General features: G+C 64.1%; 8 protein-coding genes. 3 read left to right on the plus strand and 5 right to left on the minus strand.

Features of this window, described 5'->3' with window-relative positions; genetic code table 11:
• Positions 1-69: 69 nt before the first annotated feature.
• Positions 70-1,104, minus strand: coding sequence for an ABC transporter substrate-binding protein (locus AC6CIG_RS16090; RefSeq protein WP_127708954.1), 1,035 nt, complete (start codon positions 1,102-1,104; stop codon positions 70-72).
• Between the two features lie 34 nt (positions 1,105-1,138).
• On the minus strand, positions 1,139-2,524 hold the full coding sequence (hutF, locus tag AC6CIG_RS16095; protein ID WP_127708952.1) for a formimidoylglutamate deiminase: 1,386 nt from the start codon (positions 2,522-2,524) through the stop codon (positions 1,139-1,141).
• A 128-nt stretch (positions 2,525-2,652) separates the two neighbouring features.
• Between hutF and hutC the strand changes: the two genes are divergently transcribed.
• On the plus strand, positions 2,653-3,396 hold the full coding sequence (hutC, locus tag AC6CIG_RS16100; protein ID WP_018096882.1) for a histidine utilization transcriptional repressor HutC: 744 nt from the start codon (positions 2,653-2,655) through the stop codon (positions 3,394-3,396).
• Between the two features lie 30 nt (positions 3,397-3,426).
• Positions 3,427-6,357, plus strand: a complete 2,931-nt coding sequence (locus AC6CIG_RS16105) for an aminotransferase (RefSeq protein ID WP_498323008.1) — start codon at positions 3,427-3,429, stop codon at positions 6,355-6,357.
• 94 nt (positions 6,358-6,451) lie between these two features.
• On the opposite strand, the gene AC6CIG_RS16110 is transcribed toward AC6CIG_RS16105, so the two are convergent.
• The gene (locus AC6CIG_RS16110) at positions 6,452-7,462 is read right to left on the minus strand and encodes an amino acid ABC transporter substrate-binding protein (protein WP_127708948.1); all 1,011 of its coding nucleotides are present in this window, start codon (positions 7,460-7,462) and stop codon (positions 6,452-6,454) included.
• Positions 7,463-7,561: 99 nt separating this feature from the next.
• Complete coding sequence (locus AC6CIG_RS16115) at positions 7,562-10,615, minus strand: aminotransferase class III-fold pyridoxal phosphate-dependent enzyme (RefSeq protein ID WP_127708946.1); 3,054 nt, start codon at positions 10,613-10,615, stop codon at positions 7,562-7,564.
• Between the two features lie 43 nt (positions 10,616-10,658).
• Here AC6CIG_RS16115 and AC6CIG_RS16120 point away from each other — a divergent pair, with 43 nt between their 5' ends.
• On the plus strand, positions 10,659-11,201 hold the full coding sequence (locus tag AC6CIG_RS16120; protein ID WP_164866806.1) for an Lrp/AsnC family transcriptional regulator: 543 nt from the start codon (positions 10,659-10,661) through the stop codon (positions 11,199-11,201).
• Between the two features lie 52 nt (positions 11,202-11,253).
• On the opposite strand, the gene AC6CIG_RS16125 is transcribed toward AC6CIG_RS16120, so the two are convergent.
• Positions 11,254-12,195, minus strand: a complete 942-nt coding sequence (locus AC6CIG_RS16125) for an AraC family transcriptional regulator (RefSeq protein WP_127708944.1) — start codon at positions 12,193-12,195, stop codon at positions 11,254-11,256.
• Between the last annotated feature and the right edge of the window lie 237 nt (positions 12,196-12,432).

Raw genomic sequence — 12,432 nt, forward strand, 5'->3', positions numbered from 1 at the left:
GGCGCGAAGCCAAGACCCTCCTGGCCCGGGGAAGCAGCCCTTTCCCTACCATCGCCGGAAAGGCCGCTTTTACTTGAGACCGGCTTCGATCTTGCCGCGCGCCTCTTCCGAGACCCACTTGCTCCAGACGTCGCCCTTGGTTTTCAGGAATTCGGCGGCAGCCGCCGTGGCGTCGACCTTGTTGTCGGCCATATAGGCGAGGCTGGCGTTGACCTCCTCGAGCGGGAATGTTGCCTTTTCCAGAATCTCGACGATTTCCGGCGCTTCCGAAGCGAAGGTGCTGTTCACGCCATAGGCCACGTCGACGGAAGGGAAGGCGCAGCCTTCGTCACGTTTGCCGTTGGCGCTGCTCAGTTCTTTCCAGCAGGCTTCGTTATAGGCCGGCTCTTCGAGCTGGATCAGCTTGAATTTCCCCATGATCGCGGTAGGCGACCAGTAATAGAAGAGGATAGGCTCACCCTGGAGATAGGCGGAGGTGATCGCCGCATCCAGCGCCGTTCCCGTCCCCGGCCGGAAGTTCACATAGGCCTCATCGAGCTTGTAGGCCTCGAGCTTGGCGGTGCTCACGCCCTCGCAGGTCCAACCGGAGGGGCAGTTGAGGAACCGGCCTTTGGATGGCTCCTCCGGATCGGCGAAAATCTCGGCGATCTTCGGATCGGTAAGCTGTGATACGCTTTTCAGGTCCGGCGCCTTGGCTTCGATATTGCGAGCGGGATCGCCGTGGACGACATAGTCGGGCACGAACCAGCCTTCGCTGGCACCTACGAAGGTCTTGCCGACGGCCACCACCTTCTTTTCTTCGACCGCCCTGTTCCAGACGTCCGAACGGCCGAGCCATTCCTCGGCGAAAATCTGCACGTCGTTGTTGGCGGTTGCCTGTTCGAGAGTCACGGAATTGCCGGGGATCGAGTCGACCTGGCAGTCGTATCCCTTGGAAAGGATCGTCTTCATGACCTCGGTGATGAAGGCGCCGCTTTCCCAGTCGATGCCGGCGAAGGTCACGGTCTTGCCGTCGCCGCAATAGGAAGCATTGGCGCCGCTGGCGGAAGCCGCCAGCATCAGGCCGGCGGCAGCGAAGGTGAGTCTCATTGTGCTGATCGACATGCGCATTCCCCCATTTTTAATCGCGATTCGATTGCTATTTGAGCTTGTTCAGAACGCACGCGAAGGCGCGATCGATGTCTTCCTCCCGGTCATGCCGTCCGTCGCGGATCTTCCATTCGCCAGCGATCATGACGTCGCGAACCGTATCCCCGCCGAGTGCGAAGAGCCAGCGGTCGAGAATCTGGTTGCCGCTTGCCGCGGCGATATAGGGATTGGATCCGTCGAGAACGACGAGGTCGGCTATCGCGCCGACGCGGATGCCCGGCTCTTCCATTCCGGCGGCATGTCCGGCCGCTTGGGCGCCGCCGGCAAGCGCCGCATCGAAGACTGTCCTGCCGACGGAGGCGCCGGGTGCGGCGAGCCGGTTGCGCCTGCGGTCGCGCAGGCGCTGCCCGTATTCGAGGAGCCGAAGCTCTTCCGCGACGCTCGTCGCGACATGGCTGTCGGTTCCGACCCCGAAACGTCCGCCTGCCGCAAGAAAATCGACCGCGGGAAAAATTCCGTCGCCGAGATTGGCCTCGGTCGCGGGGCAAAGGCCGGCGACCGCTCCCGACCGGGCGAGCCGGTTCGTCTCGTCGGGCGTCATGTGCGTCGCGTGGATCGCGCACCAGCGCTCGTCCACCGGCATGTTGTCGAGAAGCCATTCGACCGGGCGCCGGCCGCTCCAGGCCAGGCAATCCTCCACTTCGCGGGGCTGCTCGGCGACATGGATGTGGATGGGGCCGGTGAGGGGCGATGATTCCAGGATCGCGCGCATTTCCTCCGGCGTCGCCGCGCGCAACGAATGGATCGCATAGCCAAGCCTCGCGCCTGTCGCATTGCAAGCGGGCGAGAGACGATCGAGCAGCGCGAGGAAGCGGTCCGGATCATTGAGGAAGGGACGCTGCCCCGCGCTCGGCGCAGCTCCGCCGAAATTGGCATGGGCGTAGAAGACCGGCAGATGGGTGAGGGCGATACCGCTCGTCTGCGCGGCCCTTAGTATCCGCAGCGACATTTCCGCCGGGTCCGTGTAAGGCGTGCCGTCGAGCTGATGGTGAAGGTAGTGGAATTCGACGACACGGCCGAAGCCGCCTTTCAGCATTTCCACATAGAGCTTGGCGGCGATTGCCTCGAGATCGTCCGGGTCGACCAGGCCGACGGTGCGATACATCTCCTCGCGCCAGGTCCAGAAGCTGTCGTCGCCTGTTCCGGCCACTTCCGCAAGGCCGGCCATCGCACGCTGGAAGGCGTGGGAATGCAGGTTCGCCATCGCCGGCACGACGGGTCCGGACAGATGCTCGTCGCCCGGTGCCTTCGATTGCCCTGCTTCCACCGCGAGAATGCGTCCCGCCGCGTCGACGGAGATCGCGACGTCCTTGGACCAACCGGTCGGCAGCAGCGCCTGTTCGGCAAACAGTCGATGAGCGGACAAAGCTGTCATGAGCGCCGTTCCTGTGCGTGGTTGTATATGGAACTATAGATATTTTCTTGTGGCGCGCAAGCTGGAAATAAAGGAAAACAAGCGCTGATTTGCCGGGCCGGCGGCGCCCGGCCGCAACGGAGCATCGCATGGCGGTATCGGGTCGTAAGAGCGACAGGGCGGTTTTCGACGACGGGCCGGTACCGCGCTATGAAGCGGTCAAGCAGTTCATCCGCAGCCGCATCGAAAGCGGCGATTGGCCGCCGCACCATCGCATACCGTCCGAAAACGATATCGTCGCCGATCTCGGAGTCAGCCGGATGACCGCCAATCGCGCACTTCGCGAACTGGCGAGCGAGGGTGCGATCACGCGGGTCCAGGGGGTAGGGTCCTTCGTGGCTGCCCACAAGGGCAGCACGGCCCTTCTCGAGGTGCGCAATATCGCCGACGAGATTCGCGAGCGCGGCCACAGGCATACCTCGCGGATCACGCTCCTCGAGGAGGAGCAGGCAAGCACCGGGGTCGCAGAGGCGCTCGGGCTTGCGACGAACGCGCGGGTCTTTCACTCGATCATCGTCCACGCGGAGGACGACGTTCCGATCCAGATCGAGGACCGTTTCGTCAATCCTGCGATCTGCCCCAATTACCTGGAACAGGATTTCACCAGCATGACCCCGAACGTCTATCTGACGTTGGTGGCGCCGATCACGCGGACGGAGCAGATCGTCGAAGCCGTTCTGCCGAAGCCGTGGGAATGCAAGCTCCTTTCGATCGGCCGCGGCGAACCGTGCCTGATGATCCGTCGACGGACCTGGTCGGAAGCTGCGAATGTGACGGTCGCGTGGCTCACCTATCCGGGTACGCGCTATCGTCTTGAAGGTGTTTCGCAGTAAGAAGGACACCTTCGCAGAGACGGGAAGGAAATGATGGAAGACGAATTGCTGAAGCGCCGCACGCAGCTTGCGAGACCGGATGTGTCGATCGAAGAGGCGCAGGCGATCCTGGCTCAACATTACGGCCTTTCCGGCGATCTTACGGAACTCGGCAGCCAGCAGGACCGCAACTACCGCGTCGACACAAGCGAGGGGCGTTTCGTCCTCAAGATCGCGCGTGCCGAATATCCGCGGGCCGAGATCGAAGCCCAGAATGCCGCTTTGCGGCATGTCGCCACCAGGCCCGATGCTCCCAAAGTGCCCGAAGTGATGTCCGCTTTGAGCGGCGAGGAAATCGTTGCCGCATCCGTTCGCGAGGAAACCTATCAGTTCCGGTTGCTCACCTATCTTGACGGCACGCCTCTGACGCGCCGCAGGCACCTGGCCGTGGAAACCGTGGCGGCACTTGGCGATCTTGCAGGTCGATTGGCCGTCGCACTCAGGGATTTCGATCACCGGGGGCTCGAGCGGGAGCTGCAATGGGACCTCAGAAAGGCGGGGCCGGTCGCGCTTCACCTGCTTTCGGCCATGAGCGACATCGATCTGCGCCAGCGCATTGCCGAGGCGATGGTCGGCGCCATGCGCAGGGTTCAGCCGCTGATGCCGGAGCTGCGCCTGCAGGCGATCCATCAGGACGTCACCGACGACAATGTCGTGAGCCGCGCGAACAGGAGCGGGCGCCTCATCCCCGACGGCGTCATCGATTTCGGCGACGTGCTGAAAGGATGGGTGGTCGCCGATCTTGCCGTTACCTGCGCATCGCTGCTGCATCACTCGGACGGAGACCCCTTCCATATCCTGCCGGCGGTGAAGGCGTTCCATGCCGTCTGCCCTTTGACGGATGCCGAATTGAAGGCGCTGTGGCCGTTGATCGTCGCGCGTGCCTGCGTTCTCGTGGCGAGCACGGCGCAGCAGCTCGAGGTCGATCCGGAAAATGCCTATGTCGAAGGCAATGCCGCGCATGAGCGGGAAATCTTCGACGTTGCCGTTTCCGTGCCTCTCGAACTCATGGAGCATGCGATCGGAGAGGCCGTGGAGAGGGCTCCGCAGCTTTCTCCGCCCGAGATGGGCGGTCGGCTGCTGCCCGAGCTCGACCCTTCGGAAATAGGCATCGTCGATCTTTCCTCGCTCGGCCCGCACCTTCCTGCCGATCGCTGGCATTACGAGGACACCGAAGCCCTGCTCCTGCAATCGGCGGCGCGCGCGGCCGGTGCCGCGGCCACGCGCTATGGCGAGTACCGGCTGACGGAAACCAGGCTCCTGCAGGCAAGCGCCCCCCGGACATTCGCCCTGCACGTGGATTTATGCCTGCATGGGCAGACTGCCGTGCACGCGCCTTTTGCCGGCCGGCTCCACCAGCGCGGCGGCAAGCTGATCTTCTCGGGCGAAGGTCTCCATCTCCATCTTTACGGCGTGGAGGCAGCCGACCTCGCCGAAGACTCGTTCGAGGCGGGCGCACGGATCGGCGTGGTCCCCGGCGATCCGTCGGCCCTGGGGTTCATGCGCGTCCAGCTTTGCACGACGCCGGAGGTGGACCCGCCCGCCTTCGCTGCGTCGCATCAGGCGGAGGCATGGCGCCGGCTGTGCCCGTCGCCCGCGCCCATCCTGGGCTTCGATTGCGACGCGGCCTTGCCGGACGCGGCCGGGCTCCTCGAGCGCCGCCGCCGGCACTATGCCCGGCCGCAGAAGAACTATTACCGCACGCCGCCGCAGATCGAGCGCGGCTGGAAGGAGCATCTCTTCGACGTCGAAGGGCGCGCTTACCTCGATATGGTCAACAACGTCACGCTCGTCGGCCACGGGCATCCGCGCCTGTCGGCTGCGGTCGGGCGGCAATGGTCGCTGCTCAACACCAATTCGCGGTTCCACTATGCTGCCGTGACGGAGTTTTCCGAGCGGCTTGCGGCGCTCGCGCCGGAAGGTCTCGACACTGTCTTTCTGGTCAACAGCGGATCCGAGGCGAACGATCTCGCCATCCGGCTCGCCTGGGCCCATTCCGGAGCGCGCAACATGATCTCGCTGCTGGAGGCCTATCACGGCTGGACGGTCGCGAGCGACGCGGTTTCCACCTCGATCGCTGACAATCCGCAGGCGCTGACGACGCGTCCAGACTGGGTCCAGCCCGTCGTCTCGCCGAACACCTATCGAGGCCCGTTCCGCGGGGAGGGTTCGACGGGCGACTATGTCGACGCCGTGTCTCGAAAGCTCGCGGAACTGGACGAGAAAGGCGGGAAGCTCGCCGGCTTCATCTCAGAATCGGTCTACGGCAATGCCGGCGGCATTCCGTTGCCTTCCGGCTATCTGGAAGCGGTCTATGCCATGGTCCGGGAGAGGAGCGGCGTCTGCATCGCCGACGAGGTGCAGGTCGGCTACGGGCGGCTCGGTCATCATTTCTGGGGTTTCGAGCAACAGGGCGTCGTGCCCGATATCATCACCGTCGCCAAGGGCATGGGCAACGGCCATCCGCTGGGCGCGGTCATCACGCGGCGCGAGATTGCCGATGCGCTGGAGAAGGAAGGCTATTTCTTCTCTTCCGCCGGCGGCAGCCCCGTGAGTTCCGTCGTCGGCCTGACCGTCCTCGACATTCTTCACGACGACGCCCTGCAGGAAAATGCCCGCGCGGTGGGCACCCATCTCAAGAGTCGGCTCGAGGCGCTCGGGGACCGGTTTCCTCTCGTCGGCGCCGTTCACGGCATGGGGCTTTACTTGGGCGTCGAATTCGTCCGCGACCGCGAAACGCTCGAACCGGCCACCGAGGAAACCGCGGCGATCTGCGACCGCCTTCTCGATCTCGGCATCGTCATGCAGCCGACCGGAGACCATCTGAACGTCCTGAAGATCAAACCGCCGCTTTGCCTCGCCCGGGAGAGCGCCGATTTCTTCGCCGATATGCTGGCCAGGGTGCTCGAAGAGGGATGGTAGGAGAAAGGCGCCGCCGGAATTCCCTGCGGCGCCTGCTTTCCGCTGCGTGTCGTTGTCCTTCAATCGGCTGCGATCGAAGGAAACATGCAGTAGGTCAGCGGACCGGCGGCGCGTAGATCAGGCCGCCGTGGTTCCAGAGCCTGTTGAGGCCGCGATCGATCCTGAGCGCGCTCTCCTTGCCGAGGTGACGCTCGAAGATCTCACCGTAATTGCCGACCGCAGCCACCGTCTGGTAGGCCCATTTCGGATCGAGCCCGAGCGCCTTTCCGGCTTCGTTGTCGATGCCGAGGAAGCGCTTTTGTGCGGCGGTTCCGCTTTCGAGGAGCGAAGCGGCATTGTCCCGGGTGATGCCCAGCTCCTCTGCCTCGATCATCGCGAAGAGCGTCCAGCGAACGACCTTGAACCATTGATCGTCGCCCTGGCGGACGGCAGGGCCGAGCGGCTCCTTGGAAATGACTTCCGGCAGGATGACGAAGCGGTCAGGATCATTGAGCGTCAGCCGCTGCGAATAGAGGGCGGAGGCATCGGTGGAATAGACGTCGCAGCGGCCGGAATTGAAGGCCTGGATCGTCTGGTCCGCCTTTTCGAAGGCGATCACCTGATACTCGATGCTGTTGGCGCTGAAATAGTCCGCCATGTTCTGTTCGGTCGTGGTGCCGGTCTCCGTGCAGACGGAGGCGCCCGAGAGCTCCTTGACGCTCTTCACGCCGATATCGTTGCGCACCATGAAGGCCTGACCGTCATAATAGTTCACGCCGACGAAGCTCATGCCCAGATCCGTGTCGCGCGAAAGCGTCCAGGTGGTCTGGCGCGAAAGCAGGTCGACCTCGCCGGATTGGAGCGCGGTGAAGCGCTCCTTGGTCGAAAGCGGCACATATTTCACCTTCTCCGGACTGCCAAGGGTGGCGGCCGCGACCGCACGGCAGAAATCGATGTCGAAGCCGGACCACTCGCCCTTATCGTCCGGGGCGGAGAAGCCGAGCACGCCCTGACTCACGCCGCAACGCAGCTCGCCGCGCTGCTTGACGACGTCGAGGGTTGCGGCCTGCGCCGTCGTGCCGGCAAGAAACGCCGTCGCAAAGAGTGCCAAAATGCCGGTTTTCATCGTCCTGTCCTCCTCCGTTATAAGACGCAATCATTGAGCTCCAGGACGCGCGTCGCGCCCGGAGTGGTCTGGTTCTTCGGTGATACCGCTACCTCGTAATTATCCGGCTCGCGCCAGCACGGCCTCGAACGTTTCCTCGAGCACGGCGATCAGGTGATCCGCGTCGCGCTTCGAAAAGATCATCGGCGGTCGCATTTTCAGGACGTTGTCATGTGGGCCCTCAGTGCCCATCAGCACGCCGCGCTGGCGGGCTCCGTTCGCGACGGCCCGGGCGATCTCCGTCGCCGGCGCCCTGGTTCTGCGGTCGCTGACGAGCTCGATGCCGAGGAACAGGCCGAGGCCGCGAACGTCGCCGATGACCTCGTAGCGCTCCTGCATGGTCCGGAAGGCGGCGAGAAGATGATTGCCGATATCGAGCGCATTGCGGCGCAGGTCCTCGCCTTCGATGACGTCGAGCACGGCGAGACCGACGGCGCAGGACACCGGGTTGCCGCCGAAGGTGTTGAAATACTCCATGCCGTTGTCGAACGAGGCCGCGATCTCACGCGTCGTGACGACTGCGGCGAGTGGATGACCATTGCCGATCGGCTTGCCCATGGTGACGATATCAGGAACGACGCCTTGCGTCTCGAAGGCCCACCAATGGCTGCCGACCCGGCCGAAGCCGACCTGCACCTCGTCGGCGATGCAGACGCCGCCGGCCTCCCGAATCATGCGGTAGACCTCGTTGAGGTAGCCATCCGGCAGAAACACCTGGCCTGCGACGCTCGGAATGGATTCGGCGAGGAAGAAACCCGGCGCTTCGTCTCGGGCGCGCATCGCCGCGATCAGCTCGGCCACGTCTTCGGCGAAGCGCCTGCCGTGTTCCTCCGGCGGCCAGGCGGCCGGCGCGTGGTAACTGTCCGGAACGGCCGCCACGTGAACATGCGGCTTCTGGCCCTTTCCGCCCTTGCGGCGGAACTTGTATGCGCTGAGATCGATCAGCTCCTGCGTCGTACCGTGATAGGCCCAGTCCAACACGACGGCGTTTTCTTTGCCCGTATGCGCCCGCATCAGGCGCAGGGCGAGACCGTTGGCTTCGGAGCCGCTGTTGGCGAAGGCGGCGACGGCGAGTTCCTTCGGCATCGTGGCCGTCAGCCGCTCGGCATAGGCGACGATGTTGTCGTGCAGGTAGCGCGTGTTGGTGTTGAGCGTCCCTGCCTGCCGGGCCAATGCGTCCACCACGGCCGGATGGGCGTGGCCGATGTGGCAGACATTGTTGAAGCAGTCGAGATAGGCGCGGCCGCGATCGTCGATCAGCCAGACGCCTTCGCCGCGCACGAACTTGATCGGCTTCTCGTAGGAGATCGACAGGTTCGGCAGCAGCAGCTCTTTCCGTTGCCTGATGATGTCCTCGTGGGGGCGGCCGCTCCGGTCGTAGAATTCCGGCGCGATGCCGGCAAATGTGCTCGCGTCGGGGAAGAGCTCCGCCCAGACGTCGAGGTAGCGCTCCTCGCCGACGCCGAGGATGTCCGTCGCTGCGAGACTTGTGTCGGTGGAGATCTGCAGATGCAGATGCGGCGCCCAGCCGCCGTTTTCTTCCGGAGCGCCCATTTCACCGACAAGCGCGCCGGCCTCCAGCCGGTCGCCGGCCTTCAGCCGGCCGACGGCCTCATGGGCAAGATGGCCCCATAGCGTCAGGAAAGGCGGGCAGCCGTCCGGTTCATGGCGCAGAGCGATAAGGCAACCGTATCCGAGCGGATCCTTCTCGATCTCGACGCTCGCGACGGTGGCTGCAAGCGGCGTATGGACCTTGGTGCCCGCGGCCATGAAGAGGTCAAGACCCAGATGGCGCGTGCGGCGCGTCTCTTCGATCATGCGGGAGACGAACATCTCGCCCGAATAGACGGTGCGGGCTTCACCCCAGGGGCCGATGCCGAGCTCGACGCCGGCCCTGCGGCATTGCTCTTCCCAGACCGATTGCGCGTCATGCGGCCGGCCGGCCGCCGAACTGACGGTCATCGGATGCGCCGGATCGCCGTAGGGGACGAGAGCGGCCGGATAAGCCGCGGCTGGACGATCGAGAAGCGGCAGGAGGCTCTTGCGATTTCCGACGATCCAGGAGGCGACGGCGCGGGCTCCGGCTACTGTCTCGAAACCGCAGGCCTTTCTCAGGATCGCCGTTGAGAAACGCGGGTTCATCGCATCGAGTTTGCGCAGCAGCGCCCAGGCCGGCCTTTCGCTGATCGCGAGATAAGGGTTGTCGGCGGTGTGCGCCCGGCGTGATGCAGAGATCGTCACCGAGGTGACCAGCCGCATGGCGATCAGGTCGAAGAGGAGATCGACTTCTTCTTCGAGGAGCGGGTATTCGGCATGGTAGCCGTTGGCGATCGCAGCCGCAGCGCCGATCGGATCGGGGTGGTCGAGGCCGGCATAGGCGGCGGCGATCGCGACTTCGGCGATGACGGGCGCGTAGAGGGCGTCGCCAAAGTCGATGATGCCGGAAATGCGGTCGTGGTCGTCTTCGTCGATGAGGACGTTCCAGTCGTTTGCGTCGTTATGGATGACGGCGGAGCGCAGCATCGGGAGCCGCGGGGCGACCCGCTCGTCGAAGCGGTCGAGAAAGCGCTGGAGAAGAGCACGATCCTGGAGATCGGCCACATATGCGAGCCGTCCGGCAGAACGTCCGGCATTGCGGATGTCCCAGTCGAGATCGCGCAGTGCGCCCGGATGCATGAAGCCTTTGAGCGAGGCGTCGAAGCGGCCGAGCATCCGGCCGAGGGAGTGAAGTGCTCCATCGCTCCGATCGGACTGTGCGAGCGGAGTTCCCGGAACCCAGGTGACCAGCCGCAATCGATGGACGGTCCCGCGCCTCGTGGTCGTCGCGAGGTTCTCGCCGGACAGAGTCGGTTGCAAATGCGGAACCGGCAGGTCTCCTGCATTTTCGCCGGCGTGCTTCAGCAGCGCTGTCTGGAAGTCGCTTTCGATTTCCGGTTCGGCGCCGTTGACGATCTTCAGAATGTAGCAGCGGCCATCACGGGTATTGACCTTGAAGTTCTGGTCCCGCTCGCTGTCCAGCGGCTGAAGTGACCCGTCCAGGCCGAAGTGCTGCGCGAGGAGGGCTTGTGCTTCCTCGATCGTGAAATCCGGCGTCGTTTTCAGCATGTCGTTCATGGAGACCCCCGCTCTTGTCACGAGAGTTGCACGCCCGTTCGGTATGTGCATCCGGCATTTCGCCGGTTGCACCGGCACTTTGGTTATTATAACCGTCATCTTGTCGGCGGCGCTCGACAGCCGCCCGGCAGTCCCTCTGGCCGGCCGCAGGAGGCAGGATATCGACGCGACAGACCGAACGATCCTCAGCATATTGAGCCGCGAGGGGCGTATTCCCATGAAGTCGCTTGCCGGGCGTATCGGATTGTCGCGCAGCGCGACGGCCGAGCGTGTCGCGCGGCTGGAGAAGGCCGGCGTCATTCGCGGCTATCGCGCCGACATCGGCCAGCTGGAGGAGGGGGAGATCGAGGCTTTCCTGCTGGTGACGCTGAAGCGGACGCCCTCGCTCGGCGTGCTCGATCGGCTAGCCGGGTTTTCCTCCGTCAGACGCGTTTTCTCGGTCAGCGGTCAGCTCGATCTCATCGTGGAAGTGAAGGTCGCTTCGATCAACGCGCTGAACGAGCTGCGCAACGAAGTCGCGCAGCTCGACAATGTCGAGGATCTGACGACCTCGATCGTTCTGCGCCGCGATATCGAACGAAGCTGAGCGGCTCCGCTCTCCGGGCGGAAAACCGTCCGACACTTTTCCTGGAAGTGCTCTAACCCTCGCTCAGCATCTCAACCTCGCCGATCGTACGGCCGATGAGGCTTCGGCGGACGCGGCCGACGTCGCGCATCGGCGGCTCGCCGAAATGGCGGGCATATTCGCGGCTGAACTGGGACTGGCTCTCATACCCGACCTTGTGGCCGGCATCGCCGGCATCGAGACGCTCCTCGAGCATCAGCCGCCTTGCCTCCTGCAGGCGCAGTTGCTTCTGGTACTGCAGCGGGCTCATCGCCGTGATCGCCTTGAAATGGTGATGAAGCGAGGAGACGCTCATGCTGACGCGGCTTGCGAGGTCGTCGATGCGCAAGGGGCGGGAATAATGTTCCTTCAGCCAGGACACCGCGCGGCCGATCTGGTGCGGCTGGCTCTCCGTGGTCGCCATCTGGCGGAGCCTGGCGCCGTGCGGTCCGAGCAGCAGGCGATAAAGCAGTTCCTGCTCGATCAGCGGCAGCAGCACCGCGATGTCATCCGGTCTGTCGAGGAGCCGCAGCAGCCGAAGCGCCGTGTCCTCAAGATCGGGTGTGAGCTTGCTGACCGTCATGCCGCGCGGCGAACCCGGAGCTTTCGCCGCCTCCGGGCCGATTGCGTCGAGGAGCGCCGGAAGCCTCGTCGTATCGATCTGGAAGGCCATGCTGAGATAGGGCTCCTCGGGCGAGGCGAGCGATATCTGAGAGAGAACCGGCAGGTCGATGGAGGTCAAAAGGTAGTCCGAGGCGCCGTAGACGAGGGTTTCCTCACCGAGCACGACACGTTTGGCTCCCTGGACGATGATCGCCAGGCTCGGCTTGTAGGCGGCGCAATTCGGCTTCGCCGAAACGGAATGCCGGTGAACGCTCAGCCCTGGTATAATCGTTGGATGATCGCCGTCCTCTCCGGCGATCCGGGCAATGATGTCGATCATTTCCTGACGCGGCACGCGCTGTGATTCTGTCATCTTCGGTGGACTTTCCAATAGCTTAGATCCGTGCGGAGACAGGGGGTCAGATAGGTTGTCGGTGCTATCGCGCCAGCTGCCTTCGGCGATTCTCGCAGAATCGTGCAAAAGTTTTGCAGGATCGCACTAACGCAATGGCCTTGTGAGGCAGCATAGTCCGCCCTGCCGCCTGCGGTCCATAGGCCGATGGGCGCGCCACTCCCAGACATGCCACTCGCAGACATGCCACTCCCAGAC

This window comes from Sinorhizobium sp. GQ132 (assembly GCF_059758575.1).

Excerpts from the sequence above, each read along its gene's own strand:
- AC6CIG_RS16090 (WP_127708954.1), bottom strand. The coding sequence starts at position 1,104 with ATGTCGATCAGCACAATGAGACTCACCTTCGCTGCCGCCGGCCTGATG.
- hutF (WP_127708952.1), bottom strand. The coding sequence starts at position 2,524 with ATGACAGCTTTGTCCGCTCATCGACTGTTTGCCGAACAGGCGCTGCTG.
- hutC (WP_018096882.1), top strand. The coding sequence starts at position 2,653 with ATGGCGGTATCGGGTCGTAAGAGCGACAGGGCGGTTTTCGACGACGGG.
- AC6CIG_RS16105 (WP_498323008.1), top strand. The coding sequence starts at position 3,427 with ATGATGGAAGACGAATTGCTGAAGCGCCGCACGCAGCTTGCGAGACCG.
- AC6CIG_RS16110 (WP_127708948.1), bottom strand. The coding sequence starts at position 7,462 with ATGAAAACCGGCATTTTGGCACTCTTTGCGACGGCGTTTCTTGCCGGC.
- AC6CIG_RS16115 (WP_127708946.1), bottom strand. The coding sequence starts at position 10,615 with ATGAACGACATGCTGAAAACGACGCCGGATTTCACGATCGAGGAAGCA.
- AC6CIG_RS16120 (WP_164866806.1), top strand. The coding sequence starts at position 10,659 with ATGTGCATCCGGCATTTCGCCGGTTGCACCGGCACTTTGGTTATTATA.
- AC6CIG_RS16125 (WP_127708944.1), bottom strand. The coding sequence starts at position 12,195 with ATGACAGAATCACAGCGCGTGCCGCGTCAGGAAATGATCGACATCATT.